The organism is Mycobacterium sp. 4D054 (genome assembly GCF_052245755.1).
Taxonomy (GTDB): domain Bacteria; phylum Actinomycetota; class Actinomycetes; order Mycobacteriales; family Mycobacteriaceae; genus Mycobacterium.
The window spans coordinates 1-26499 of record NZ_JBQQCF010000054.1 but is presented as its reverse complement, the minus strand read 5'-3'; the positions used below and the strand labels follow the sequence as shown (position 1 = coordinate 26499).

The following is a 26499-nucleotide window of genomic DNA, read 5'->3' as shown; positions in this document are numbered from 1 at the left end:
TTACCCCGATGTTGCGGCCCCGAGTTCAGCTGGCTGCCGTGGTCTTCTGGTTGCGGGTGTGGGCCAGCCGGTGGGAGTCGGTTCCGGTTTCGATGATGGTGCCCCCGAGGGGCTTGGTGCGTCCGGCGCGCACGCCGTTGGCGATGACGACGATTTCGGCGAGTTCGTGCACCGCGACGACCGCGGCCAGCCCGAGGACACCGGTGAGGGCGAGCGGAATGAGCACCGTAATCAATGCCAGTGAGAGGCCGACGTTTTGCAGCATGATCCGCCTCGCGCGCCGCGCGTGGGCCAGTGCTTGGGTGAGGTGGCGCAGGTCTTCACCCATCAGCGCGACGTCGGCGGTTTCGATGGCCACGTCGGTGCCCATCGCGCCCATGGCGATACCCAAATCGGCAGTGGCCAGGGCCGGGGCGTCGTTGACGCCGTCACCGACCATGGCCGTCGAGGAACGTTGGCGCATTTGACCAATTAGCGCGGCTTTGTCTTCGGGCCGCAGATCGGCATGCACGACCTCGATGCCCACCTGCTTGGCCAATGCGTGGGCGGTCGCTTGGTTGTCACCGGTGAGCATGGCCACCTGATACCCGCCGCGGCGCAGCTGGGCGACGACGTGGGCGGCTTCGGGCCGCAGCTCATCGCGCACCGCGACTGCCCCGATGATCTGGTCGTTGTCTTCGATGAGCACGGCGGTGGCGCCGGCGGCCTGCATGGCCGCGACCTGGCCGGCCAGCGGGCCGGGGTCAAGCCAGCCGGGGCGGCCCAGCCGCAATCGACGGCCATCCCGCGCGCCGGTCAACCCGGCACCGGTGACCGCCTGCACGTCATCAGCCGGTTGCACGGGGCCCTGCGCGGCGGCGAGAATCGCTGCCGCGAGGGGGTGTTCGCTGCGGGCCTCCAACGCCGCCGCCACATCCAGCACGTGCTCGCGGGTGGCGCCGTTGGTGGTGGCGACGTCGATGACGGTGGGTGCGTTGGCGGTCAGGGTGCCTGTCTTGTCCAGCGCGATCGTGCGGACCGCGCCCAGGGCTTCCAGCGCCGCCCCGCCCTTGACCAAGACACCGAGCTTGCTAGCCGCGCCGATCGCGGCGACCACCGTGACCGGCACCGAGATCGCCAGCGCGCAAGGAGAGGCCGCCACCAACACCACCAGGGCACGTTCGATCCACACCAGCGGATCGCCCAACACGCTGCCGATGGCGGCGATGAGGACCGCGGCGATCATGATCGCGGGGACCAGGGGTTTGGCGATGCGGTCGGCCAGGCGCTGGGCTTCGCCCTTGCGGGACTGCTCGGCCTCCACGATCGCCACGATGCGGGCCAACGAGTTGTCAGCAGCAGTGGACGTGACCTCAACCTCCAGCACGCTGGTGCCGTTGATCGACCCGGCGAACACCTCATCACCGGGCCCGGCCTCTACCGGCACGGATTCGCCGGTGATGGCCGAAACATCCAGCGCCGTGCGCCCCGACACGATCGTGCCGTCGGTGGCGACGCGTTCGCCGGGCTTGACCAGCATCCGGTCACCCACCGCCAACTCTGCTGGGGCGATGGTGGTTTCGGTACCGTCGCGGAGCACGGTGGCCTCATCGGGCACCAGCGACAACAACGCCCGCAGACCTCGGCGGGTGCGGGCGAGGGAGTATTCTTCGAGGCCCTCGCTGATGGAGAACAGGAACGCCAGCATGGCGGCCTCGCCGACCTCGCCGAGGATCACCGCGCCGACCGCGGCGATCGTCATCAGCGTGCCGACCCCGATCTTGCCCTGCGCCAGCCGGCGCAGCGTCGAAGGCACGAACGTGTAGGCACCGATCACCAAGGCGAGCGCATACAGGCCGATTTCGACCGCATGGGGGCCGCCGGACCAGCCGACCACATAGCCGGCCAAAAGCACCACGCCCGCCACCGCGGCGGCGCGCAGTTCGGTGATCTCCCAAAGCCGTTCGGGTTCCTGCTCGTCCTCGCCGGGGCGGTCGTCGCTGCCGCAGCCGCACGCCTCACTCATCGCGCAACCTTCTTCCGCTCAGTCGGGTGGCCGTAGTTGGGGCACAACGCCACCGCGTTGCCGGTGGCCTCCAAGACAGCTTCGGCGGCCCGCAACATGTCCAGTAGTTCCGGGCGGGCCAGCCGATACACCGAGGCGCGGCCCTGCGGCCGGAAATCCACCAGCCCGCAGTCGCGCAGGCACGCCAGATGCGCCGACACCGTCGACTGCGCCAACCCCAACTCGCCGGTCAGATCCACCACCCGCGCCTCACCGACCGCCAGCCGGCGCAGGATCGCCAACCGGGTGCCATCCGAGAGGCTGTGAAACAACGCCGTCGCCGCATCCACATTCCCGCACATCGCGGGATCGACCGAACCACTTTTCATCGCCACACGACGATGATAGCGTCCAACACTATTGATCGGTCAACCCCGCCAACATCGATACAACCCGATGGATGAGGACGCAGGGCGGGGACGGGCCGACCGGGAAGGAGCAGGCGATGGCACTGACTGCACTGGGCCTGTTCGCGATGTTGATGCTGGTGATCGGGGCCTGTCGGCGCCGGATCCAGCTGGCCCGCATCGGCGACAGCGGCAACCGGCGGGGTTGGCGGCCCGACGGCACCCTGGAATGGTGGGCGCTCGCGCTCGCCGACGTGGGCTATCTGCTGGTCGGCGTCGGCGCCCCAGCGGCGGCCCTGGCCGGGCTCGCCCCACTGCGTTTCGCCGACCATCTGCTGGTTCATGCGACTGGGATCGCGGTTGCGGTGGTGGGCATCGGGCTGACCTTGCAGGCCCAGCTGGGGTTGGGGGCCTCGTGGCGGATCGGGGTTGATGAGACCGAACGCACCGAGCTGGTCACCGGCGGCCCGTTCGCGATTGTGCGCAACCCGATCTTCACCACACTGCTGCTCACCCTGACCGGCCTGACGCTGATGGTGCCCAACCCGATAGCGATCGCCGGCCTGCTGATCGCGATCGCCGGCATCCAGCTGCAGGTGCGCGAAGTGGAAGAGCCCTACCTGCGCCGCGTCCACGGCCACACCTACCGCGACTACACCACCCGAGTGGGGCGCTTCCTACCGTGGCTCGGCCGCACCAGAGATGAGACCAATGATGCTGCCCGACACTACACCTGACTTCGACACGGTCGAGGCGACGGCGGCGTTTGTCGACCTGGCCGGCTACAGCATCCTCACCGAAATCTGCGGCGACCACGAAGCCGCCCAGCTCGCCGCGCGGCTTGCCGACCTGGCACAGGCTGCACTACAACCGGGCGTGAGGCTGGTGAAGACGATCGGGGACGCGGTCATGTTGACCGCCGACACACCCACCCAGATGCTGGCCACCCTCACCGACCTGGCAGAGCAGGTCGCCGGCGAGGACGGGTTCCTGGCGCTGCGCGCCGGAATCCATCACGGACCCGTCATCGCCCGCGGCGGCGACGTGTTCGGCCACACCGTCAACATCGCCGCCCGCATCACCGCACTCGCCGGGGCCGGCCACGCCGTGATCACCGACCCGATCGCGGCTGCCGCTACCCGACAAGGCCTGTCCACCCCAGCGATCGGTGCTCCGCCGCTGCGCAGCATCACCACCCCGATTCCGCTACACACGCTGGCCCTGACCGAGGCCCGCTACCCCCGCGACCCGGTCTGCGGCATGCGGATCAACCCGGAAACCGCCCGGGCGCGACGCCGCTACCAGGACCGGGATTGGTGGTTCTGCTCGACCGACTGCGCCCACCAATTCACCACCACCCCAAGCACTTACACATCGACACTCCCGGTCACCGCCAGTGAACGGCAGCCGACATGAGCCGCCCCTGGGGCCGCAACCGGCTCAAATTCGCCCTGGCCGGACCGCTGTTCGAAGCCGGCAACCGGTTCATCCCCGGCCGACCCCATGACCGGCTCGCCCAGCTCGTCGCCGACCAGAAACCGAAACGAGTGCTCGAACTGTGCGGCGGCACCGGCTACGCCGCCCGCCTGCTCGCCCGCAAATCCCCGAGCACACGAGTGGATTGCCTCGACATCTCCCCGGAAATGCTGGCCGTCGGCCGCCGCTACCTCACCCGCGCCGGGATCGGTACCGTGGCGCTGCATGAAGGTGACGCCGCCGCACTGCCGTTCGGCAATGACACCTTCGACGTGGTGATGAGCGTGTTCGGCTGGCACGAACTGCCCACCGACATCCGCCACCGCGCCATCGACGAAGCCATCCGCGTTCTACGTCTCGCCGGCCAGGTCATCGCCATCGACCTCGACCCACCACCCACCGCCCGCACCATCTTCGAGACCTACATGCGGCTCGCCGAACGACCCCACGCCCGCGACGTCCTGGGCACCGGCCTGGCCGACGCATTCACCGCACACGGACTGGCCGTCACCACCCATCTGCCCGCGCGCAGCTGGGCCGCCCCGTTCCAGATCGTCCACGCCCACAAAAGAGGTATCTGAATGGCGCGCACCAGCCGCATCCTGCTCACCGCGTTCGTCATCGCCGCCATGGCGATCGGGGCGCTGGTCTACCTGTCAGTGCGCGACCGCGACTCGACCACCACGGCACAGCCCGATACCGGCGAGGCCGGGCAGGTGGTGCGCGAGAACAGCCACCGACTCAACACGGTGCCCGACAGCACGGTGACGTTCGTGGAGTTTCTCGACTTCGAATGCGAGGGCTGCCGCGCGGTCTACCCAGAGATCGAAAAAGCGCGGGCCGAATACGGCGACCGGGTGAATTTCGTGATCCGCTACTTCCCGCTGCAAGCCCACGTCAACGCCGAGCGGGCCGCCCGCGCGGTGGAAGCCGCCGCCCAGCAAGGCCAACTGGAGGCGATGTATCGCAAAATGTATGACACCCAAGCCCAGTGGGGTGAAAAGCAAACCCCAGCCGATGACGTATTCCGCGGATTCGCAACAGAACTCGGCCTGGACATGGCCGAGTTCGACGCGGCCTACGCCAATCCCGCCACCCTCGAACGCATCCAACTCGACATGGCCGACGGCCGCGCCTTGGGCGTGCAGGGCACCCCGACCTTCTTCCTCAACGACACCCGCATCCAGCCACACAGCTATGAAGACCTAGCCCAGGCCTTCGATCAAGCGCTCGCCGAGAACTAGGCGCGGCCTGCCGCATCCATCGGCTTGACCGCCCCTCTCCACATCGACACTCATCTCAGTCCGGCCAGGAGGTTCACCCATGCCCGCCACCGCGCTCGTTCTCTACCTGGTCTTTGCCGTCTTAGGGTTCGGCTGGCGCAGCTGGACCCAGCACCGCCGCACCGGCTCGACCGGGTTTCGCGGCATCCACGGCCGGCCTGGCTCGCTGGAATGGTTCGCCGGCGCCGGATTCATCGCTGCCATCCTCGCCGGGGCGGCCGCACCGCTGCTGCAACTGCTCGGCATCCTCACCCCGATCGCGCTCCTGCAGGCGCCGTGGATTCAGGTGGGCGGGACGGTGCTGGCGGTGGCGGGTATCGCGGCCACCCTCTACGCCCAGCGCGACATGGGCGAGTCCTGGCGGATTGGCGTCGACCCCAGTGAGACCACCACATTGGTGCTCCGTGGTGTGTTCGGGCTGGTGCGCAACCCCATCTTCACCGCGATGCTGATCTTCGCCGCCGGCATCACCCTGATGACCCCCAACCCGCTCGCCCTGGTCGCGTTCGTCGTGCTGCTGGCCACCATCGAGCTGCAGGTCCGCGTCGTCGAAGAGCCCTATCTCAACGCTATCCACGGCCAGGCCTACCGGGACTACTGTGAGACGGTCGGCCGGTTTGTTCCCCACATCGGACGCACCCGAATCGTCTGACTGGCCGACTCGAATCGAGGTGAACCATGGCCACCGGTGATCGCACCGCCCGATGGAACCGATACTGGGACAAGAAATCCCGTACCTACGACCGCGAAATCGGATTCTTTGACCGCCACCTGTTCGGCGACTCCCGCCAATGGGTCTGCAGCCAAGCGGCCGGCACCACCCTGGAAGTCGCCGTCGGCACCGGCCTCAACCTCGAGTTCTACCCCGACACCGTCACGCTGACCGGGATCGACTGGAGCGAACAGATGCTCGACCTGGCTCGTCAACGTGCCGCCGACCTCGGCCACCCCGCCACGCTGCAACAAGCCGACGCCCACCACCTACCGTTCGACGACGCCACCTTCGACACCGTCGTCTGCACCTTCGGGCTCTGCGCCATCCCCGACCACACCAAAGCCCTCAACGAAATGACCCGCGTCCTGCGCCCCGGCGGACAACTCATCCTGGTCGATCACATCCGCAGCAGCGTCGCCCCCGCCCGAGCCGTGCAACGCTTCCTCGAACTGTTCACCGTTCCCCTCGGCGGCGAACACTTCCTGCGCCGCCCCCTCAACCACATCCGCAACGACCCCAACCTCGACATCGAACGCGTCGAACGCTTCAAACTCGGCCTCGTCGAACGCCTCACCGCCCGCAAACCCACGTAACCCGAGGCGAACTCACCGACCATCCAGCTAGAGCTGTCCCACATCAACAGCTCAGCCGCGCCCTCGAAGGCTCCAAAGACTCCGACTGATGACCGGCCCCGGTGAACGGATTGACTAGTGCAGATAAGTCCGCCCGTAGCGGTCGCGTGCATCCTGACTGGCGTCTCCAAGCACCGCGACGCGCCGGTTCATCAGCGTCGCCGTCGCGAACTCTGTCGCCTGGCGGCCCCAGCACTCCTCGGTGCCTTTCGTCTCGGGGGTGTCGATGCCGAGAACACGCACCCGCAAGCGTCCACGAGCGTCGTCGACAACATCCACAGTGTCACCATCGACCACGCGCAGCACCGTCGCCGTTGCCGGCGCGGCGTCCACCGGAGCCGCACACGCCGTCGCCGGGATCGCGACCGCAGCAGTGGCGGCGACCGTCAGCGCTGTCGCTAAACAGATTCTCATGCATCCATTTTCGAGCCTGCTTCGATGTCTTCCTGCACCAAATTCGAAGACGATCCTCAAGGACCGGACAGCTCGGCAATCAGTGCTTGCACCCTCGCGGCATCTTCGGCGCCAAGCGGCGCGCCCGCCTCGGCTTCCTCCACCAGCTGCACCGCAAGTCCGCCCACGGCGGCGGCTTCACCCGCGCTCAGATTCGCCCCACGTCGCGCCGCGTACAACCGCTGGCCCAGCGTGGCGTCCGGATGAGCCGCGGCCTTGAGCATGAGTTCGTCGTAGCGGCCCCGAATATGACCGAGTGATTTGACCACCTCAGCTGGAGAGCCCTCGCTATGGCGCACCGCGCGAATTGCCAACGCCTCCAGCTTGCGCAGGTCAGCCAGAATGGTCGATGCCCGGCTAGGGAAGTCCGGGTACGTCGCCGCGGGGAGGTCGTCGATAGCGGTGTCGAAACGATCCAGGGCCAGTTTCAGCGCCTCGACCACTAGAACAGCGCCGCCCGACCCGCTGGGTGGCGCGAGCGTTTCGTCGGCGGCCGCGCCGGGCGTGGGTGGCGCTAACGTTTCTGCGGGCGGATCGCCGCCGTCACGAATGCGCGCTAAGGTTCCCGCCGGCCACTGCAAACACTGCTCTAGTGCGTGTCTGCTGCGCTCCCTGGGCCACGAGCGGCCTTTCTCAAGGCGGATCAACGACGGGGCGGTGATCACCTTCTGGCGCGCCAACTCGCGCTGCGATATGCCCAATTTGAGGCGTCGAGCTGCGACGGCGGCGCCCGCGCGGGCAATCCCGTCGTCGATCTCGTCGTCCTCCACCGCGCCAGTGTAGCCAGCGGTTATCACGATTTCGGAACAACGGCGGGCGCGTCACGGGGTGACTCCAGCGATGAAAAGCGCTAACTCTTGCAGTCCCTCAGCACCCCGCGTCGGGACCTACATTTAGCACTAGATTTAGCAGCAAGTGTGTGCGGTGCTAAATGTTGGTGCTAAAGTTCGGGTCAGTCGATAGCTCAGTGGGAGGAGCGACGGTGACCGTGACACTCCAACAACCATCGGTGCGCAGCAGCACCCAGCCATGCATTTCCGACCCCGACAGGTGGGCCGCCGGCGGGGAGGACCCGGAGCTCAAGGCGCTCTGCCGAGGCTGCCCTCGGCGCTGGCAGTGCGCCAAGGACGCACTCGACACCCCTGGCGCCGAAGGCATGTGGTCGGGGGTGCACATCCCCAAAGAAGGTCGGGGGCGCAACTTCGCGCTACGCCAGCTTCGATCGCTGGCCACTCATGGCGGACTTGTCGGTAAAGGCGCGCCTGGCGACGACGCCAGCTAGCGACGCTGGCCGCGGCCAGGCGTCGGAGAACCAGAGTGATCAGTGCGAAAGATGGTGCGGCGTGTCCTACCCGCCGCTGCGGAGCCCGTGGGGCATGCTCAGACTGGCGCGGATATCCGCGCCCGGGTCGGCGCGGATATCCGCGCCGTGGGAAGGCTAGTTGCGCCACACCGAGCGCCACTGAGACGGAAAGGAGGCATCCGACCAACCACACCGCCGGCGCGTAAACCCTGGCGGCACAAGTGAAAACCTCACAGCGAAGCGCCTAACGGACAAACCCCCGGTCCTGAGACCGAGGGTCGTCACGTCCGAGTTGCCGCTCGAACCTTGGTGTCTTCGCGCGTCCCCTCCCTGAAGGGAATCGTCATGAACGACGCATCCCACGGTAGCGCATGTCCGCCCGGCGGTCTACCTGCAGCGCACCGTGACACCGCAACTCTACTGACGCACCGCTACCACGGGTCGAGCGCTCTGCTGCGCCGGCGCGGCACCGCCCGCACCACACCCGAATGGATCCGCCGGGCCGGGGGCGAGTGCTTCGACCGACTCCCCCGCATCGTCCTTGAAATCGAGCCGGTGGCGGCTATCCCCTGCTGGAGCGGTCGCGCTCGGAAGTGGGTGCACGAGACCGTGCCTACGGCCTACCGCAACCGCTACGACAGTCATGTCCGCCCTGCCATGCCCGGTAACCCCGTGAGCCTGAAATCGGTGATGGCAGTGGCCGAGGCGCGGGCATCGTTCGCAGATCACCGCACGGGCCGTAATTGCCGTCCAACGAACGACCGTCTCGCCGAAATCACCGGCCTCTCGATCCGCACTGTACAACGGGCCTCGACCGCACTACGGCTGCTCGGCGTCGCGACCGAAGTAATGCGCGGCCGGCAGCGCACCCGTGACGAGAGGTTCGCCAGCTGGCGCGTCGGCGACCGTGGACGCGGATGGGCTTCAGTGTGGGCTCTGCACGACAGTCGGTTCCGATCGCTGTCACCCCATCCCGGAGGGTCTTCTTTTAACCCCTTCAACTCCCGTAATAAATCACTCACTACCACCACCCGGCGCAAAAGCGCCGGTCGCAGCGCCGCTTCGCGTCGCCCTCGCCCGGACAACCGGGCGCTCCTGCTGGCAAATCACTGGATAGCCGATCCGCAAACTCCGGCCTGGGCCCGCCGGTATCGCACCGGCGGACCGTGGGCGGCGATGTTGACCACAGTCGCTCAACACGGCTGGACACCTCGGGACCTCAACCAGCTGATCACCGATTGGGTCGGCACCGGCCACTGGATCCCGGAAAGCCCGTACAAACCGATCGGGCTGCTCGGCAAGATCCTCGCCAGTCACGGCAACCCCGCCGAACGGCCCGCAGCCCTAGACGAAGCCCGTGAGCAGGCCGAACTGCTCGCCGTCAGACAACGCATCGACGCCCAGATCGAGAACCGCGAAACCCAGCGCCGGGCCCGCGAGGCCGGACGTGCTGCCCTGCAGGGTCCAGGGCACCGGGCCGCGCGGGCGATCCTCGACGAGATCGCGCAGCGGCGGAAAGGGCGCGGCAGCGGTGCCGCGGCGACACCATGAACCATCCAGCCGAACCGGACTGCGTGGCAGCGACTGTGCCGCTGCCCTGCCACGCCGACCCCGATCAGTGGTTCGATCCCGCCGCGCGGACACAGTCGTTGGCCGCCTGCCTGCGATGCCCGCGCCGCCGGTGGTGCGCGCGCCGCGCGCTGACATGCCGGCCTTCGTGGGGAATGTGGGCGGGTGTGTGGATCGACGGCCGCTTCACCCCCGTGGCGCATCGACTGAGCTCCATCGCCGCGGATACTCCTCCCCCACGCGCCACCGGGGCCGTCGCCGCGAGCCACCGGCCGCTTGTGCGTTCCCCTGTGCGGCCGGAGTCCCCTCCCCCCGCCGGCGTTCGTTGTTCCACGCCGGCACCCGCGGCCGCGCTGGTGTGGGCACGGGCCAGCGGGCACTGCGAGATCATGGCGCCAGACTGCCGCTTGACGGCGGACTCTCTTGAGTCTCGTCTCGGCGAGCCCCCCGGCAAGGACACCGCGTCGACCCTGTTCGCCGCTTGCGTACGCTGCGCCAATTCGATCGCGAGCCTTGACCCAAAACTGGCCCGCCGGCTCGGCTACCGTGTCTGCTCCCGAGATCGAGCTCCCGACGCGCCCTTTCTCTGGCGCCAACAGCATTGGGTCATCCTGAATACCGACGGCGCCTGTGGTGACGCTTCCCCACCAGGACCCCGCCGCGCTGGGCGAGACCGACCAAACCTGGTTCCCGGTGCGCCCCCGGACCATCGGCTGCGGCATTGCATGGGATGAAGGCTCACCCCGAGCCCGGCAGTGACCCGCACCGGCGTCGCCGATGCAGCGCTGACCTGCAATATACGGGCTAATGACGGAACAACACCGGATGATTGACGCGTCTGAAGACGCATAGAGGCCGTATAACCAAACGGACCTCACTCGGAACTACGCCGGGCGTGAAACGTCCGTACGACCGGACGTACTGACGCTTGACCCTCGTACAGATGACGCGTCGAACGCCGATTGACCTGCCGTGCCTGAGACGTCCGGTGCACCGGACGTCGGTACTGGCGTATTTCGGGCGCAACCCCGGGCAGTGCACCCAGACTGACGGTGTCGCGGACACACGGCCGGACGATGGAGCGAACACTCCGCCGCCTACACGGCCCGTAGTTCAGCCGTCCACCCCCACCGCCACCCGCCGGCCGAGTCGTCCGTGCCGCACCCCAATCACACAAACGACAACTAGCCCCAACAGCCACTCCAGTAACGGTTCGATCACACAGTGGTGCGGCGCCACGGGAATCCGCGCGTCGGGACTTAGGTTGGCCGCCATGACGATGAGCGGACCGGCCCGAACAATCCTCGTGGCCAATCAGAAGGGCGGCGTCGGGAAATCCACCACGGTTGCCGCGGTGGCGGAAATGATTGCCGCGGCGGGTAAGCGGGGACGACGGGTGCTCGTCGTCGATGGGGACCCGCAGGCCAATGTCACCGTCGAGGATCTCGGCGTCACCGGCGACCGCGGCCAGTCACTGTCGCAAACCCTGCAATACGGGGCCCCACTGGTACCAGTGCGCAACGTACGGCCCAACCTCGACGTCGTGGCCGGGGGACCCCAACTGGCCGTCGTCGGCGCCGCAGCGCATCTGATGTCCGAGAACGGCATCAACATGGCGATCAACCTGGAGACCGCGCTGTCAGCGCTGTGCGAATCCGAGGGGTACGACCTGGTCGTCATCGACTCCGGACCCGGAGACGTCCCACTGCTGGACACCTACCTGGCCGTCGCCAACTACCTCCTCATACCCACCCGCGACGATCAGGCAAGCCTGGGCGGCGTCGAACGCCTCGCCCGCCGGTTCTGGCGTGCCCGCAAACACGGCGCGTCAATTCAGCTGCTCGGCGTGCTGCTCTTCGACGTCAACCCGCGCGCCGTCAAACGCAATCAGGAGGTGTTCGCCCAGGTCCGCGAGATGCTCGAGGGAAGCGGGACCACGCCCTTCGACATCACCATCCGCTCGGCGCCAGCCGCCGCCGTCGACATGCGCACCCTGCACAGGACCGCAGGCGAGCTGGTCGCGCTGGCCCACGACGACCGCCGGAGCCGTCTGGCCCGGCTGCGCGACAAACAAAGTCCCGAACGAGGACTGTGGACCAGCGACCCCAGCGGTCTCGCCGCCGACTACCAGGAACTGGTCCGCGAGATCATCGGCCGCCTCGTCCGCTTCGAATCCACACCCATGGAGGTGAGCGCCGGATGACCCCGACCCGCCAGAAAGCCAAACCGGTCTTCGATCCCTCCGCGCTCGACCAAGACCTCGACGACCTGTGGCCGGCCCCGAAGACACACCAGACACCGCAGCCGGTCGCGCCACCGTCGGCACCAGCGGCGCCTTCGACCCCGCACAGAACTCCGACGCCACCCCCGCCGGCGACGACGACTTCTCCTGCCCAACCCGCCTCGCCCGCAACCCCTTCGCCGACCGCCGTTCCGCAGACCGCCGTTCTGCTGACAACCCCAGCAGCGCAGCCCACCAACCACACCGGCGATGCACAGCAGCCGAACAAGGCGCGGATTCGCCCGCCGGAGGTCCTGCTGTCATCGGAGGTCTACGACGAGCTCTACCGAGTTCAGCTCGCGGAAAAGAAAGTTCGCCGCGGTCTCGCGCGCACCATGGGCGCCATCGTTCTCGACGCCATCGAAGCCCACGCCACGCGCCTGGCCACCACCTGGGCCAACCAACAGGACGCGGTAGGGGAGGGGCAGCTCTTCGAGCGACCCTCCTCGAACGCAGTGCCGCGCCGCCGCAGGCACGCCACCGCGCCACGCACCGTGGTGCTCTCCGGCGTCACCGCCGCCAACGGGCAGCGACTCGACAACCTGGTCCTGGCGTGGGGGGCCGGGACACGCAGTGCGCTCGTAGAACAAGCCCTCCGCTACGAGTTCGACCTACTACCGCACCGCTGAGACCCACCGCAGCCCCAGGCCGCAAAACGGTAGCCGCGGGCGCGACGGTGACATCACACCGATCACGACCGCGCCGAGGCACCGGATGCATCGCCGACACCGACCCACACCCAGCGTCACGTGACGGATCGGCCGACGTATGGCGAGGTGGCCCGCTGCAACATCGAAGAGCACCCCAGCCGACCCTCCGGCGCAGTCACGGACTGGCGTCTGACCCCGGGCCCAGTGCGAACCCAATTAACCGCGGTTAATTGCGGCCGAACGGCGTCTGCGCCCGGACGTCCGACGCAAGCCGGGGCAGCCAGCGCCGGGGGAGGAGAGGGGGGCCGAGAGTGTCCGGGGGGACCTCCTCAGCTCAACCAAACCCAGACACTGAGGCGAGGCCCGGACATTACCTCCAACCACCCCGTAGAGCCCATCGCCGCCGCCCGCCAAGGGCCCGCCCCCGCCCGTGATCGCGGCTACCGAATCAACCGCGGTTAATCGGCAAACACTCCTCTCCGGTGCGCCACGATGACGGCACCGCCCTTCCAAGCGACCATTCACGACGCGCGGGATCCCTACCGCACGCGGGCCTGGCGAGCGACCGGAGCGGTTGCCAGCCGACGCCGCCCCGCGCACGGAGGAGCGCCCCGCGCACCGGGCGCAACACAGTCCCCGCGCCTGAGCTTCAGTCGAGCCGTCACAACGATGTACGACCCCGCGTGTCGGGTCGCCGCCAAACCCCTTGCACCGTAGGGTAAGTCCGTCTGGTCCGAAGTACCCCGCTACTGCGGGGGAAGCAAACGGGAGGCCCTCACGTGGCGATTCATGTTGTGCTCAATCAAAAGGGCGGTGTCGGCAAGAGCACGATCTCGGTCAACCTGGCCGCCGTCACCGCCGACGTCCTCAACCGCGACGACGACCCCGACGCCACCTCTCCGGTGCTGGCGCTGTCAGTCGATCCGCAAGGATCCGCAGTATGGTGGGCCTCGCGCATGAACGACCTGCCGTTCCACATCGCGCAAGCTCACGACGATCTGGCTGGACTGGCCGCGCTCAAAGAACTTCCAGGAATCCAGCATGTCTACGTCGACACTCCAGGATGGATCGACCTCGACGGCGACGGCAGTGGATCAGATCCACTCGGGCGCGGGCCCGCCGCAGATGTGCTGCGCACCGTCCTGGACATGGCCGACCAAGTCATCGTCCCCATCGAGACCGAGCCGCTCAGCTTCGATCCGACCGCCCGGACCATCACCAAAGTCATTGAGCCACGCGGACTTCGGTACATCGTGGTGATCAACAACTGGGACCCGCGCGACGGAACCTACGATCTCAACCAGACCAAGGATTTCGTCAAGGCCAACGGGTGGCCGCTGGCCAACACCGTGATCAGGCACTACAAGCTGCACGCCAGAGCCAGCGCCGACGGTCAGGTCGTCACCGAGTACCCGCTCAACCGGGTGGCGCTGCAAGCCCGAGAAGACTTCTACAAGTTCGCCCTCGAACTCAACGTCGCGGCGGTGCGCTGATGGCACGGGGACAGCGCACCAACCTCGCCGACCTCGCCGCATCCGTGGGCCACAAATCACCGGTGGACCGCAGCGCACAGGGTCCAGACGGTATCCAGGGCCACGCCATCGTGTTGAGCGACCTCACCGCCAATCCACGCAATCCGCGCGAAGACGTCGGGGACCTCGCGGATCTGGAATCGATCGCCGACATCCAACTCCAACCCGCGCTGGCAGTCACCAGCGCCGCATACCTCAAACTGTTTCCCGAGGACCAGATCTCGGCACGCTACGTCGTGATCAACGGGTGCCGCCGACTCGCCGCAGCCCACAAGTACGGCCGCAGCGACCTCGCCGTCGTCATCAACGACGAGATCGCCCGCGACCGAATCACCCTCATCTCAGCGTGCATCGCCGAAAACGTCGACCGCCAGGACTTCGACGTCATCGAAGAAGCGCGCGCTGTGGAGGCGCTCGTCGCCGAGTGCGGACGCGCCGACGAAGCCGCTGCACGGCTACATAGAACCGCGGCGTGGGTCTCCCAGCGACGCGCCCTACTGAAGCTGGCGCCAGAACTGCAAAGCGCGCTACGGCGCGGCGAACTGGCCATCCGCGAGGCGCGGCAACTGGCCAAAGTGCCGCTCGCCGAACAGGTCGCGCGGTGGCAGGCCACCCTCGACCGCAACAACGACCCAGACCAGGACAGCGGCAAACGCCGCCCCCCGAGCCGCTCCCGCGTCATCGCCTCGGCGCTGGCCGATTTCGACAACCAACCCGAACAGCTCGCCCACGCCCTACGCACCTACCTCGGCGCCGACGGGATAAGCAAGCTGCTCAAACTGCTCGGTGAACTCAGCCGGCTGAACGGCCCTACTGATCGACCAGGTCGCCCAGATGACCCGGCGTCATGAACTGCCCTAACGCATCCAGATAGCGCCGCGCCGCAGCGCGGTACTTCGCCGCCGAACCCTGATCGGCATCGCCGGCATCAAGAAGATCCTGCTGAGCGGCGATCAACAACCGGTTCGCCTCAGCAAGCGACACCACCTGCGAACGCAGATCCTCCACCAGAGCATCCGCGGGGGAGTAGACCGCAACCGCCGCCCCCGCGGCAGCAGGCAGTTCGTCGGCGTAGACGTACCACCGCAGCCGTTCCGGCCGCGGCAGAGCGCCACCGCGAAGCCGGCCCGCCGTGATCGCCTTGATCAGCGTGCGCGGATCCTTACCCAGCCGGGACGCAGCCTCCTTCAACGGCACCACTGGACCCTGTGGTTCCGTCTCGACCCCGGCGGGTGGTGTCTTAGGCTCGCTCATCCCTGCTTACGTCGGCTGTTCGGTTCTCGTCGTCCCGTCTAGAACATTATGCTCCTAGATAAGGACACTCGTAGCGACATGCGGAAGCCACCTGACGAGCAATGTCGCTAATTAACGACATGGATGTCCTACACTAGGACCATCTTCGTGCACCGCGAAAGGGAACGGCGATGAGTGGCAAAGGGACCGAGACTCGACAACTCACCGAGGGTGTGTTCGTACGCTTCACGGCTGACCAAATGGAACGACTGCGCGGCGAGGCGCAGACCCAAGGCGTCAGCCTTCCCTTTCTTCTGCGCGAACGCTCATTGGGCATCGAACGCGCCGCGTCGTAAGGCCGAACCCCAACGCCCACGCCGACGAGCGGTCTTGCCTACCTGGCCGCGGTGCTGGTCTCGGCCAGCTGCTCGGCGGCGGAGAGAATTCGATTCACGGTGGTGTGATGAACCTCGTGGCGGCGTCCGATCGTGCTCGGTGGGGTACCGGCGGCATTGTCGGCGAGAATCTTGGCGATCAGATCTGGCTCTTTCGTGGTGATCCCCTCGCGCACCAGCGACTCCGCCATCGGGCGCCAACTCTCAACGGTGGACTCCACGCCCGTCTCAGTGCACAACTCAGACGCGGGCAGCGCTGATGTGACCGCGCGGGCAGGTACGGCCCTCAATGCCCGTCCCAGTGGGCGCTGCCCATCGGCGCCGCTGTCGGTTGGCGGGTGTCCGTGGCGCACAGCGGCCGGCGCGAAAGCGGATGCGTAGGTGCTGCTCGACTCACGTTTGGGCATGGGCCCGGCTTGCGTCTCGCTAGTCCGCGCACGCGCCGAGCTTCGCATCGGGTTCGGCAGCAGAGATTGCGGTCGATCCTCAACCATCTGCTCGGTCTCGCCCTGCGCGATATAGCCGCCGGTGTGCGCCGAAGTCGACGAAGGTGTTGCTTCCGGCTTCGCTTCGACCGCGTGCGACGTCTTGGCCCGCTTGGGCCTGGTCAGCGACAGCAAGCACAGCGTCGCGTGTGCGATCGCGACATCGATGACCGCAGGCCAGATCCACGACATGGACTCTCGAATCCCCAGCATGACCGCGAAGGAACGCAGCGCGTCGAACGACAGAGCGAATGATCCGAGAGCCAACGCGGCGGTAAGGGCCAGCGCCACCCAGTACACCCAGCCAACCGATCGAGCGCGGACGAGCCAGGTCGCCGAATGTGTTGCTGCCAGAAGAACCGTCGGCGGCACCAGAGCCGCGAGGGCGGCCAGCCAACGGGTTTCCGATGGCGCGATCAGCAGAGCATGACCGACATTGCCGGAAAGCGACATCGCCGCCGCCAGGATCAACCAGCCGAGAAAGAAGGTGCCAGCGCGGCGGCAATCGTCGACGGCCGAGGCGGTCTCGGTGGCGGCTTCCGAAGACTCCAGTCCTGCTACGTCGTGCTGGTGCAGAGTCATGCATCGAGCCTAAAGTCGCCCGGCGGGTCCCTCCTGCACAAAATCATCGGGTCGAACATCGCAAAGACATAGCCTACCCCGGTGATGGGCCGTCATCGGAAAAGGGGTAGCCGATGAAGCAACCGAAGTGAAGCTCTTGGACTGGGGTTTCGCCAAGGGGCAACGGCTTGAGATTACTACCGAGCAGATGCTGTCGCTGGTCGACCGATCCGCGCGACGAACTCAGAACGAAACTGGCGCGACGGCCCGAGATCCGGAGGAAAAACGTTCCTGGCAGTGTCGATGCGGTTCTCCTTGAGGCGTTCCTAGCGAAGGCCGTTGAGTTAAGCCTGGACAAAAACGACGCAATTGCCAGAGGCACTCGGTCAGCGGTTGCGTTCGAAGCCGTGATCCTCACTCTGCTTCGAACCCGGACTGCTCGAACTTCAGTGTCTGGGCGTTCTCCCTGATCGTCCGAATCTTGGCTTCGTCGAACCCGTTGTTTGCGACGGCCGTGATCTCAAGCCTGACCTCCAGCTGCACACCGTCAACGGCGGCCAGGTGCTGGATCACCTCGCTGGTGATCTTGCCGAAGTCCCGTGCGTAGAAGTCGGGGTTCAGCTTGACTGTGCCGAAATACCGCGTCTGCTCCGGTCGTGGTGGCGCAGGCGGTGGCGCCGCAGGCCCGGGGGGATACGGCCCCGGCGGATGCGGCCCAGGACCGGGTGGCGGCCCCGGAGGCTCCGGTGCTCCGGGCGGAACCTCATGAGCGCGTTGATCTTCCGCGCGTCGCGGCTTCACTAGAAGAAGGCTGTCGACCGTGGCCCGCTCCTCGCCGGCAGGGTCGGTGGGCAGGACCAGTCCGGTGTACTTCTGTCCGTCCCAGCCGTCGGCTAGGGCGAATCCTTGGTTCTGCCAGTCGATGGGCGTGTCGAGTGAGGACAGGACCCCGTCTTCCAGGACTTTGCGATTGCGCAGGCGGGCGAGGTACGGGTAGGTCGTGTAGTAGGCCCAAAGGGTTCCCAGGCTGATGTGGCCGTCGCGGTCGAAGACCGCGGCCAAGGTCGTGTCCAGATCGAGGCGGATCGCGGCCGATGCCCGGCGAAGGACGAGTTCGGACTTCTCGATCAGCCGTGCGGCGGTGCGCTTGGCCAGGTTGTCCGGGCTGCCTTCGGCCTTGATCGCCTCAAGTTGCATTGGCCGGGCCGGATCAGGTTGCGATGGGACCAAGGCCCAGTGATAGGCGCCGAGCAGCCTGTCCTTCGCCGTGCGGTCGGCGCGTTCGAGGCGCTCGACGGCTTGCTGGCGCTGCTGGGCCGTCAGGTTGAGCGCGCCATCTGCGTTGTCCCGCACGTACTTCCAGGCAAGGTATTCGCGAATCGAGAACTGCAGTTCGTCGTAGCGAGCAGCGTCGGCCCCCAGGAACACCAACATGTTGCGGTGGGTCCGCGCCCCGGACCCGCGGCGCTCCAGCACCTGAGTTGCCCACTGATAGGCTGGCGAGTCGGCGCCCTGGCGGCGGTCGTGGACGTGAGCCGGTGGCACGATGACCAGCCGGGCTTCCTGCCCGTCGGGAACATCAGCGGAGCTCTCCGGTGCGACGTGGACGGCGGCGAACCCATCCGCAGATGGGCTGCGGTGGTCCTGCAGCCGCCGGATGACTTCGACCCACACATCCTCGGGGTGAAGCCGTTCGGCGTAGTCGCGGGCGGTGCGGGTGGTGTTGGCCTGGGTATCGAACCAGTACTGTTCCCCCGAAGAGTAGAAGTAGGTCGCTTTGTCCGCGAGTTGGTTAAGGGCGGAGTAGAAGTTGCCGGGCACGTCGCCGGGGAGTGCGGTTCCCAGGAATGCCCGCTGCTTATGGATGCCCTTGTGGGCGCTGTTCAGGGTGGGGGTTGCCCCAACGAACACGGTGCGGGCCAGCCGCTGGGTGACAAAGCGCTTACCGAGGAGATCTGGGTTGTCTCGATCGACCTGCGTTGGCGCTGCATTGGTTCCATCGACGTCGGTGTCGATGATGACCTTCCACTGGTCCTCGAGGTACTGGCTTATCTCGGTCATCACGTCCGCGTCCCGAAGAGGCACGGAGCCGGGCATGATCAGTGGCGCGGTGTCGTTGCTGCGCCAGAGCGAGCCGACGATGGTGTTCATCAACCGCAGCACGCCGCGGGTGCGTTGGAACCGCTCCAGGGTCGACCACTCCTGGTAGAGCCGGTCGAACAGTTCCGGGTGAATCGGGTAGGTAGCGCGGATACGGTCGGTGTAGGCGTTCTCGGTGACCTCGCTGGGGAACTCGGAGTGATGCTGGCGGTAGAACTTCACGACAGCGTTGGCCGTGGCGTTGATCCGTGCCAGAGCTTCCCCGTCGGGTGCGGTGAACAGCCGCCGTTTGACGATCTCGAAGGACTCTTCGGGATTGGCGGCCTTCCACTGGTCGGCAACCCGTCGCACGATGTTCTGCAACCGGCGCAGTGCTTCGCGGCCGTTCTCGCCGCCGACTTCTTCCTCGCTGATGTTGTCGTCGCCGTCGGTGTCCCGGGCTGAGGCCGGGATTGAGATGACCACCAGTGCCCCGGGGACGGCTTTGGCTGTCTCGGTGAGGGTTTGGGCGAAGGTGAACTGGGTGTCGAAGCTGCCGCCGGCGAGGTCGTCTCGGCCGTAGAGCTGGCGGGCGTAGGCCACCCATTCATCGATCAGGATGACCGCCGGAGCGTATTTGGTGAGTAGTTCGCGCAGGCTGTCGCCGGGGTTGGTGGAGGTGCGGTCGGCTTCGGCGACGATCTCGTAGGCTTCACGACCGCCGAGTTGCCAGGCCAGCTCGCCCCACAGCGTGTTGATCTTGGTGCCGTCCGGTTTGGGTTTCAGGCCCGACGGTTCCAGATGGTTACCAACCAGTGCGACCCGCCCGATGGGCCGGCCGAGCTTGGCTGCCCCTAGCAGGTCCTCGATCTCCTGTGGGTACTCGGTGATCGGCCGGCCGGATGCCAAGTGCCACAGGGCCAGCATGGAATGGGTCTTGCCGCCGCCGAAGTTGGTCTGCAGGTTGATCACTGGAGAGGCGTTCATATCCCCGGAGAGCCGTTTGACCGCGCGGGTGATCAGGTCGCGCAGGCCCCCTGTGAGGAAGGTGCGGCGGAAGAACTCGACAGGGTCGGTGTATTCGGGATCTCCTTCGCCGCGGGCGACCATCGCCAGGTCTGCGGCGAACTCCGCGGCCCGGAAGTTGCCCCTGGCCACATCATCGTGGGGCCGTAGGACTTCTCTCCAGGGTGGAAGTCCAACCGAGCCGACCTCCGTAGCACCGGCGATCCTGACCACGCGGCGGTCTTCCTGCTCGGAGGACACCCGCCGCAGGTCGATCCGCGAGCGTTTGACTTCGTCAGCCGATTCAGGCGCACCGATGGCCCGCAGCAGCCGTTCTGCGGTGTCCAGGGCCCGGTAAGCGTCATCAGCAGTGAAGGGCTCATGGTGGGCCTCGCGGTCGCGGACTTCCCGCATCTCACTGGCCAGGCTCTGCTCCGCGCGAGACAGCAAGTCCCCGAACGGATACCAGCCCGGAATCGCCCGAGCGGTGACGTTCTCGGTCAGCATCCGCAACCCGTTCTGTGGGTCGACCGAGTTGTACTTCTTGTCGCCGCCGGCGCCCTTGCTGGCATCTTTGGCGGCGAGCAGCATCGTCCAGTTCTTGTCGGCGGGGATCTTGTCGCGGGTAGCGCCGGTGATGAACGTGTCCAGCGATTCGCCGAGCAGTTCCAACGCCCGGCGGATGCGTTCGCGGTTACTGGTCGCCATCTAGCTATTCCCCCTCGAAGTCGATCGTTGATTGAACGGGTCGAGACGCTGCTGTTGCGGCTCCTGCGGCGATTTCGTTCCACGCTGTGCCCAATGCGTTGAAGTCCACGGCCAGCTTGGTTTCCTTGCGCCGCTCCGAGACCGAGAACAACAAAAAGGCCAACTCTTTGCACAGATCGGGCTCGATGGATGCTGGGACACGTCCCAGCATCGCGGCGGCGGCGGGGATGCCCTCAGCTGCTAGAAGTCGGGTGAGGTGCATGACGACCTCCCAGACGCTGATTGAAGGGTCAGTCGCGGGGTCGTAAGTGGGGTCGAGATTGCCGGGGGCTAGGAGTGTGACTTTACTGGCCCGACTGGTCAGGATTCCTGCATGATCGAGGTGGTCGATCGAGGCGTTTCGTGCCCTAGCGATGTTGTCCGCGTCTCCGTACGGCCCGGGCTCAAATCCGTACTGACGAAACCACACAATCGCAAACCGAGTGTCGGAGTCGAAGTCACCTTCTTGCTCGACCAAGACCTCATCGAGAACTTCGTTGATCCGGGCCAGCGCAGATCGCACTGGCATCGTTGATCCGTCATCCTCCAGCACCGCCGAATATCGCGAGAACACTGCCATGCCCGGCCCGATGGCGGCCTGCGGAAGATCTACCGGTGCAATTGCCCCCTGCTGCAAGTCCCTCAACGCCGATGGAAGTTCCGCTTTCAGAGTTGCGATGAAACGGCGGCGATCAGTCCGCGGTGCATCCTCCGGACGCGGGCGAAGAGCCAACACGATCGACGACGCGAGGGCGTTTGTCCCTACGCTTATCAACCGGCCTCCGCGCTCGCTTCGCATTGGCCAAGTCGCAGTGACGGTCCATCCGGCTTGGATCATGGCTTCAAGCAGGGTTTCCCAACCGGTCGAGACTTCCCCGCCTTCAGTCGTCTCGGACTGCTTGAAGGCGTAATAGACGGTGATGGGAAAGTTCGGCAATGCTGATTTACGTGCTTGCCGGAAAACTTCTCCGAAGCCAGCCTCAAAGAACTCTCGGGCGCCGTCGCTGCCCCCGTGACGGTACGGGTTAGCCACAAGCTCGTCAGCTTTCGGAACCAGAACTGTGCTGAGAAGAGTTGGAAAAACCGAACCCAGTGACCGGCGAAGCCAAACGTAGAAAAAGTCAGACAGGTCCGAATAACCGATGTTGTCGTAATACGGCGGATCAGTTGACACCAAGTAGCCGCCTGTGAATGCGGACTTAGCATCAAGCTGGCTCACATGGCCAACAGGACCGGTCGGCAGATACTCGATGACCTTGGATACGGCTTCGACCATTCGAATAAACGTGCCTGATGAATCTCCAAATGGATTGCCTTCAGCGAAATCCCAAGCCATTGCGATTGCTTGACGCGCAAACAGGTTTCGAAGAATCTCCATTTGCGGGTTGCTCGCCCAGGTTGTGAGTGAGGAGTGGTAGTCGGTCAGCCGCGACACGATTAGTCCGAGATACAAGGCAATGCTGTCGGCATATGCGACAGCCTCACCGCCGCCGTTTTCGAGGCAGTCGCCTTCAGGTAGGCCGGCGGCTAACGCACTCTCAAGCACATGTTTGCGGGCCTCACCGATCAACTCGGTAAAGATGTCGAATGCCGTCAATTGCCTAGCAGTGAACAAGTCCGAAAATATCGTCATGCCATAAGGGGGGGCAGATACGTCCCTTGGGTGGTAGCCAAGCTCCTGATCTGGCATACCGCTCGGGCGCGCCACCTTCGCAACCGTTTCGTCTTCCGGCGTCGGATCGAGGTAAATCCGAGACCGGTTTCCTTGGGCAACAGTGGCCATCAACTGATGCCCGATGAGCCCCGCTTGGCCCTGGACTCGCAGATAATCGCGATCAGCCGCGGCGCCACAACCTATACACACGGCTCCCGCACGCTTGAGGGTGCCGTCGTCTTCGCCCCTTGGTGCCGTTCGCGCGTCGTGACCAATGCTGAAGACAACCTTTCCGTTGACAACGACTGGGACAGAGTAGGCCTCCTTGCCCTTTTTCTTACCAAGCCACCATGATCGAGCCAGGGGCATCGTGATGCCGCAAGCAGGGTTAGGGCACTTAACGGTCCGAGCCCAGATCCAAGCAATGACAGTCGCTTTCGAGCCATCGGGCAGTATGGCTTTGGGGTAGAGATGGCCGATGCGTTTCTCGGCTTCGACACGAATCCAATTGCTGTAGCGGCGGACATCCTCGGCTAGCCCAGTGGCGCGCGGCCAGGGATGGGCAAGTTGATCTCGGCCAACTTCGGGAGAAACCGGCGGCCGCCCGGCGAATTTCGGAGGGATCTCGATAAGTGCCTTGTTGATCAGAACAGCGACTGGATTGAGATCAGATGCGTGGGCTTCCAGGCCGAGACGCTGCGCTTCGAGAGGTATGGTGCCGCCGCCGGCGAAGGGATCGAGTATGGGTGGAGGGTTGCCGCCCGTTGATGCCAAGATCTCTTTGTGGGCTTGATCGAGTAGCTCCGCGTTGTTCGCGTTGCTCCAGGCGGCGAGTTCTTCCATCAGTTGGTGGAGGCGCTTTCGTTCCACTGCGATGTCTTCATCGGTGGGGAACTTCTCCGGATGGGAGGAGGGGTCATCGACGAGTTGCGCGAACAGAACTGCCCGAGCAGCGGCCAGGGGGCGGCGCGCCCACCACAGGTGCAGCGTGGAGGGATGGCCGAGTCGTATGTATTTCTCTCCAGCGGACTCCTCGTTAATCGTCTTGAGCGGGATGCCGACTTCAATCAGCTTGCGCTTCGGGGTGTCTGTCACCGGTGTTGTCCTCTGGCTGGTCGATCGGGCTGGGCGGCGAAGGTCAGCATGGTGGTGTTCCTCGGTCCCAGGTCTTGGCCCAGTTGAGTCGGACGTCGGTAGCGGCGAGGTCACCGAGGTTGATGCTTCGGAAGTGCTCGGCGACGTAGCGGAGCTGGTCGTGTTCAGGTCCGTCGGGGCTGACTTCCACCATCACGAGACGATGCGCAGCGGGAACATTCTTGCCGAGCAGGACTTCGTTGAGGGTGATGGTGAAGTCCTCGGCTCCGGCGATACGCCCCTTGACTTCGATGAACACCGAATCGCCTTCGGGGGTGGTGGAGTGGATGTCGTAGCCGGTGTTGTTGTGCGGCATCTCGATTGGCTCTCGGCCCAGTGCGCGTTCGGCGGCCAGTGCGGCGTCGACCGCACGGCGCTCGACTCCAGCCGTCTCCTTGGCGTACATCGCGATCGGGCCGGGGATGAGGCCGGCGGGGATGACGAGTGCGGCACCGACCACGTTTGGTGGCCGTGCTGCGAGTTGCGCTTCGGCATCGAGTTGGGAGGTGCGCCGTTCGAGGCGGGCTTCGAGTTCGCGGGCGCGGACTTCCAGTCGGTCGGGGCTTTGCCGGTTCTTGCGGGACCGCCCGGCCTTGCCGGCGCTCTGGGCGTCTCGGATCCGGGCGGCTTCAGCGTCGAGGTAGTTGATCTGCTGCACCAGTCTCTGGCGCACAGCGGATTTCGTCTTCGCGATCAACGGCAGGAGTTGATCGCGAACCTGTTGGAGGTGTTGTGGTTGGGCGTGGGTCACCGCCCATGAGGTGGCCAGCTGTTCCACACCGGTGGTCAGCCAGGCGCTGGTGAGCGCTGATTGGGCTGCGGGGCGGGCCTGTTCGGGCAGTGGGTGTAGGTCGAGGTAGGGGGCCGGACCGGTCGTCATAGCCTCGCCCGTGGAGGTGAGGGTGACGAACTCGAAGTGTTTGGACACCACTGTGCCTGTGCCGTCGACGATCTCGGCGTTCAGCGCCACGATGAGCCGCGGTTCGGTGCCAGGGTCGGTGGGATCGAACAGCAGTGTCCCGGCTTCCAGGACGCCGCGGTGGGATTCGATGGTGGCGTCCAGAACGGTGTCCATCAGCGGGTGCCCGGGGGCGAGGAGTTCGGCGCGGCGGGCATCATCGGCGTCGACGCAGCCGGGTTCGAAGGTGGCGCGTTCGTAGCGAGTGGCGATCGGCAGAGCCGCACCGGGGCGTTGCCGGGAGCGGATGGTGGCCGGCACGTTGGCGATCTCGTAGCGGCCCTGCTCGCGTCGGCTGATCCGTCCGCCGAGTCGTTTGAAGGCGTCGCGGAAGAACAGCTCGATGTAGTAGGGCTGCAGGCGCCGGGCGCGGGCTTCGTCCATCTGACGGCGCAGCATGCTGAGTTGGTGTGGGGTCAGCGACTCGCGGGCCAGTGCGCGTTCCCGCAAGAGGTCTTCGGTGCCCTTGGACACCTCGGCGTCCAGGACGCGTTCTAGTTCGGCTTGGCGTGCCGGATCATCCCCGTAGCGGACCGCCTCCATCAGAAGCTTGCTCAGCGGCTGGTCTTTGAACGCTTCGCCGAGGACGTCGAACAGCCGGCCGCCGTAGGCGGCGCGTTGGGCTTCCATCTTCTCCAGCAGCCGTGCGAACACCTGGCCCTCGCGGGTTTCGTCCGCCACCAGATTCCACAACCGACAGACCTGTTTCTGGCCGATGCGGTGGATGCGCCCGAACCGCTGCTCGATGCGGTTGGGGTTCCAGGGCAGGTCATAGTTGATCATCAGATGCGCCGCCTGGAGGTTGAGGCCTTCCCCGGCGGCGTCGGTGGCCACCAACACCCGGACGTCGGGGTCGTGGGTGAAGGCCTCGCGGATGACGCGGCGATCGCCGCGCTGGGTGCCGCCGTGGATAGTGACGACCGCATCAGCGCGGCCCAGGACGTTGCGGATCTGCTGGGTCAGGTAGTTCAGGGTGTCACGGTGCTCGGTGAAGATGATCAGCTTGCGGGGGCCGTGGTAGCTGTCGAGCACGTGTTTGTCGTCGAGTAGCAAACGCCGCAGTTCGGTCCATTTGCGGTCCTCGCCGCTGTCGCTGACCGATCGTGCCAGGTCAACCAGCTTGTCGAGTTGGGCGATTTCGAACTCCAACTCGGCCACCGTCTGGGCGGCCGTGGCCGCGTCGACGACCGCCTCTTCGAGATTCTCGGTCTCCTCGGCGTCGAGTTCGTCGGGATCCTCCAGCCGCGTCCACGGCAGGTTGGCCATCGCGTCTTCCATCGGGGAGAAGCGGGGGTTGAGCATCTCCTGGCGTTTGGCTTCCAGGCGTTCGCGGCGGCGTTGCAGGGAGCGCAGAATCGCGTGTGTGCTGGAGGCCAAGCGGCGCTGCAGCACGGTCAGAGCGAAGCCGACGGTGCGGGCGCGGGGGTTGTCGCTGCCGAGCCGTTCAGCGCGGTTCATTTCTTCCCGGACGTAGCGGGTGACTTCGTCGTAGAGGTGCTTCTCGCCGTCGGAGAGTTGATAGGGCACGGTTTCAGCGATGCGTTCGGGGAACAGCGGTTTGCCTTCGAAGGTCAGCAGCTCCTCTTTGACCATGCGGCGCATCAGCCCTGTGGTATCAGTGGTGTGGGCACCGGAGCGGTATTCGCCTTCGAAGCGGTCCGGGTCGAGTAGTGCCAGGAAGGCTTGGAAGCTGGACTCGCTGCCCGCGTGGGGGGTGGCAGTCATCAGCAGCAGATGGCGGGTGATTTCGCCGAGGCGTTGGCCGAGTTGATAGCGGCGGGTGGTGTCCAGTTCCCCGCTGTAGTAGTTCGCCGACATCCGGTGCGCTTCGTCGCATTTACTGATCGGACTCACGGAACCGGGCCGCGGATCGTGCGGGAATGCATCGCGCACATGTAAGCCACACGACGCGGGTACGGCGTAACTACCCGATTAGATCGGACCGCTGGCTTGCTAGGGTATT

The 26499-nt window shown here is 65.9% G+C and carries 22 protein-coding genes; 13 read left to right on the top strand and 9 right to left on the bottom strand.

Annotation, left to right across the window (positions count from 1 at the left end):
* Positions 1-25 precede the first annotated feature (25 nt).
* Both ACTWP6_RS26020 and ACTWP6_RS26015 read right to left on the bottom strand, forming a co-directional pair.
* A complete protein-coding gene (locus ACTWP6_RS26020; RefSeq protein ID WP_084032479.1) occupies positions 26-2005 on the bottom strand; it encodes a heavy metal translocating P-type ATPase in 1980 nt (659 codons plus the stop codon).
* The gene (locus tag ACTWP6_RS26015; protein ID WP_050982640.1) at positions 2002-2373 is read right to left on the bottom strand and encodes an ArsR/SmtB family transcription factor; all 372 of its coding nucleotides are present in this window, start codon (positions 2371-2373) and stop codon (positions 2002-2004) included. The genes ACTWP6_RS26020 and ACTWP6_RS26015 overlap by 4 nt, the downstream gene beginning before the upstream one ends.
* 116 nt (positions 2374-2489) lie before the next feature.
* Between ACTWP6_RS26015 and ACTWP6_RS26010 the strand changes: the two genes are divergently transcribed.
* From ACTWP6_RS26010 to ACTWP6_RS25985, 6 genes are all read left to right on the top strand, one after another.
* Positions 2490-3128, top strand: coding sequence for a methyltransferase family protein (locus ACTWP6_RS26010; protein ID WP_006246589.1), 639 nt, complete (start codon positions 2490-2492; stop codon positions 3126-3128).
* On the top strand, positions 3103-3807 hold the full coding sequence (locus ACTWP6_RS26005; protein ID WP_006246590.1) for an adenylate/guanylate cyclase domain-containing protein: 705 nt from the start codon (positions 3103-3105) through the stop codon (positions 3805-3807). Before ACTWP6_RS26010 ends, ACTWP6_RS26005 begins: the two co-directional genes overlap by 26 nt.
* The gene (locus tag ACTWP6_RS26000; protein WP_006246591.1) at positions 3804-4448 is read left to right on the top strand and encodes a class I SAM-dependent methyltransferase; all 645 of its coding nucleotides are present in this window, start codon (positions 3804-3806) and stop codon (positions 4446-4448) included. The genes ACTWP6_RS26005 and ACTWP6_RS26000 overlap by 4 nt, the downstream gene beginning before the upstream one ends.
* A complete protein-coding gene (locus tag ACTWP6_RS25995; RefSeq protein ID WP_006246592.1) occupies positions 4449-5111 on the top strand; it encodes a DsbA family protein in 663 nt (220 codons plus the stop codon). It begins immediately after the preceding gene.
* Between the two features lie 79 nt (positions 5112-5190).
* Positions 5191-5802, top strand: coding sequence for a methyltransferase family protein (locus tag ACTWP6_RS25990; RefSeq protein WP_006246593.1), 612 nt, complete (start codon positions 5191-5193; stop codon positions 5800-5802).
* 26 nt (positions 5803-5828) lie between these two features.
* Positions 5829-6458 (top strand): class I SAM-dependent methyltransferase, encoded by a 630-nt coding sequence (locus tag ACTWP6_RS25985; protein ID WP_067774115.1) that lies wholly within the window; start codon positions 5829-5831, stop codon positions 6456-6458.
* Positions 6459-6572: 114 nt separating this feature from the next.
* Here ACTWP6_RS25985 and ACTWP6_RS25980 read toward each other — a convergent pair whose 3' ends face one another.
* Positions 6573-6911, bottom strand: coding sequence for a thermonuclease family protein (locus ACTWP6_RS25980; RefSeq protein ID WP_443189188.1), 339 nt, complete (start codon positions 6909-6911; stop codon positions 6573-6575).
* Positions 6912-6967: 56 nt separating this feature from the next.
* Positions 6968-7720, bottom strand: a complete 753-nt coding sequence (locus ACTWP6_RS25975) for a helix-turn-helix domain-containing protein (protein ID WP_443189187.1) — start codon at positions 7718-7720, stop codon at positions 6968-6970.
* 212 nt (positions 7721-7932) lie between these two features.
* Here ACTWP6_RS25975 and ACTWP6_RS25970 point away from each other — a divergent pair, with 212 nt between their 5' ends.
* The 7 genes from ACTWP6_RS25970 (at position 7933) to ACTWP6_RS25940 (ending at position 15136) form a co-directional block, all read left to right on the top strand.
* A complete protein-coding gene (locus ACTWP6_RS25970) occupies positions 7933-8232 on the top strand; it encodes a WhiB family transcriptional regulator (RefSeq protein ID WP_443189186.1) in 300 nt (99 codons plus the stop codon).
* A 693-nt stretch (positions 8233-8925) separates the two neighbouring features.
* Positions 8926-9804 (top strand): helix-turn-helix domain-containing protein, encoded by an 879-nt coding sequence (locus ACTWP6_RS25965; protein WP_443189185.1) that lies wholly within the window; start codon positions 8926-8928, stop codon positions 9802-9804.
* The gene (locus ACTWP6_RS25960; protein ID WP_443189184.1) at positions 9801-10556 is read left to right on the top strand and encodes a WhiB family transcriptional regulator; all 756 of its coding nucleotides are present in this window, start codon (positions 9801-9803) and stop codon (positions 10554-10556) included. The genes ACTWP6_RS25965 and ACTWP6_RS25960 overlap by 4 nt, the downstream gene beginning before the upstream one ends.
* 539 nt (positions 10557-11095) lie before the next feature.
* Positions 11096-12025 carry a ParA family protein gene (locus ACTWP6_RS25955; protein ID WP_443189183.1) on the top strand — a complete coding sequence of 310 codons (930 nt, stop codon included), beginning with the start codon at positions 11096-11098 and terminating at the stop codon, positions 12023-12025.
* Positions 12022-12732: a hypothetical protein gene (locus ACTWP6_RS25950; RefSeq protein WP_443189182.1), complete on the top strand. Its 711-nt coding sequence runs from the start codon at positions 12022-12024 to the stop codon at positions 12730-12732. The genes ACTWP6_RS25955 and ACTWP6_RS25950 overlap by 4 nt, the downstream gene beginning before the upstream one ends.
* Before the next feature lie 800 nt (positions 12733-13532).
* Positions 13533-14246, top strand: a complete 714-nt coding sequence (locus ACTWP6_RS25945) for a nucleotide-binding protein (protein ID WP_443189181.1) — start codon at positions 13533-13535, stop codon at positions 14244-14246.
* On the top strand, positions 14246-15136 hold the full coding sequence (locus ACTWP6_RS25940) for a ParB/RepB/Spo0J family partition protein (protein WP_443189180.1): 891 nt from the start codon (positions 14246-14248) through the stop codon (positions 15134-15136). Before ACTWP6_RS25945 ends, ACTWP6_RS25940 begins: the two co-directional genes overlap by 1 nt.
* Here the strand turns inward: ACTWP6_RS25940 and ACTWP6_RS25935 are convergent.
* The 5 genes from ACTWP6_RS25935 to ACTWP6_RS25915 all read right to left on the bottom strand — a co-directional run bounded on the left by ACTWP6_RS25935 (position 15096) and on the right by ACTWP6_RS25915 (position 26390).
* Entirely contained in the window at positions 15096-15539 is a 444-nt protein-coding gene (locus ACTWP6_RS25935; protein WP_443189179.1) for a hypothetical protein, read from the bottom strand. The genes ACTWP6_RS25940 and ACTWP6_RS25935 overlap by 41 nt on opposite strands.
* Positions 15540-15912: 373 nt before the next feature.
* Positions 15913-16980: a DUF2637 domain-containing protein gene (locus ACTWP6_RS25930; RefSeq protein ID WP_443189178.1), complete on the bottom strand. Its 1068-nt coding sequence runs from the start codon at positions 16978-16980 to the stop codon at positions 15913-15915.
* Between the two features lie 393 nt (positions 16981-17373).
* Positions 17374-20751: a Swt1 family HEPN domain-containing protein gene (locus ACTWP6_RS25925; protein WP_443189177.1), complete on the bottom strand. Its 3378-nt coding sequence runs from the start codon at positions 20749-20751 to the stop codon at positions 17374-17376.
* Positions 20752-20755: 4 nt separating this feature from the next.
* Positions 20756-23539: a DUF1156 domain-containing protein gene (locus ACTWP6_RS25920; protein ID WP_443189176.1), complete on the bottom strand. Its 2784-nt coding sequence runs from the start codon at positions 23537-23539 to the stop codon at positions 20756-20758.
* Between the two features lie 43 nt (positions 23540-23582).
* Entirely contained in the window at positions 23583-26390 is a 2808-nt protein-coding gene (locus tag ACTWP6_RS25915; protein ID WP_443189175.1) for a helicase-related protein, read from the bottom strand.
* Positions 26391-26499: the final 109 nt, after the last annotated feature.

Bases quoted from the DNA above. Each gene is read 5' to 3' on its own strand.
- ACTWP6_RS26020 (WP_084032479.1), bottom strand. From the start codon at position 2,005: ATGAGTGAGGCGTGCGGCTGCGGCAGCGACGACCGCCCCGGCGAGGAC.
- ACTWP6_RS26015 (WP_050982640.1), bottom strand. From the start codon at position 2,373: ATGAAAAGTGGTTCGGTCGATCCCGCGATGTGCGGGAATGTGGATGCG.
- ACTWP6_RS26010 (WP_006246589.1), top strand. From the start codon at position 2,490: ATGGCACTGACTGCACTGGGCCTGTTCGCGATGTTGATGCTGGTGATC.
- ACTWP6_RS26005 (WP_006246590.1), top strand. From the start codon at position 3,103: ATGATGCTGCCCGACACTACACCTGACTTCGACACGGTCGAGGCGACG.
- ACTWP6_RS26000 (WP_006246591.1), top strand. From the start codon at position 3,804: ATGAGCCGCCCCTGGGGCCGCAACCGGCTCAAATTCGCCCTGGCCGGA.
- ACTWP6_RS25995 (WP_006246592.1), top strand. From the start codon at position 4,449: ATGGCGCGCACCAGCCGCATCCTGCTCACCGCGTTCGTCATCGCCGCC.
- ACTWP6_RS25990 (WP_006246593.1), top strand. From the start codon at position 5,191: ATGCCCGCCACCGCGCTCGTTCTCTACCTGGTCTTTGCCGTCTTAGGG.
- ACTWP6_RS25985 (WP_067774115.1), top strand. From the start codon at position 5,829: ATGGCCACCGGTGATCGCACCGCCCGATGGAACCGATACTGGGACAAG.
- ACTWP6_RS25980 (WP_443189188.1), bottom strand. From the start codon at position 6,911: ATGAGAATCTGTTTAGCGACAGCGCTGACGGTCGCCGCCACTGCTGCG.
- ACTWP6_RS25960 (WP_443189184.1), top strand. From the start codon at position 9,801: ATGAACCATCCAGCCGAACCGGACTGCGTGGCAGCGACTGTGCCGCTG.
- ACTWP6_RS25955 (WP_443189183.1), top strand. From the start codon at position 11,096: ATGACGATGAGCGGACCGGCCCGAACAATCCTCGTGGCCAATCAGAAG.
- ACTWP6_RS25950 (WP_443189182.1), top strand. From the start codon at position 12,022: ATGACCCCGACCCGCCAGAAAGCCAAACCGGTCTTCGATCCCTCCGCG.
- ACTWP6_RS25940 (WP_443189180.1), top strand. From the start codon at position 14,246: ATGGCACGGGGACAGCGCACCAACCTCGCCGACCTCGCCGCATCCGTG.
- ACTWP6_RS25935 (WP_443189179.1), bottom strand. From the start codon at position 15,539: ATGAGCGAGCCTAAGACACCACCCGCCGGGGTCGAGACGGAACCACAG.
- ACTWP6_RS25930 (WP_443189178.1), bottom strand. From the start codon at position 16,980: ATGACTCTGCACCAGCACGACGTAGCAGGACTGGAGTCTTCGGAAGCC.
- ACTWP6_RS25925 (WP_443189177.1), bottom strand. From the start codon at position 20,751: ATGGCGACCAGTAACCGCGAACGCATCCGCCGGGCGTTGGAACTGCTC.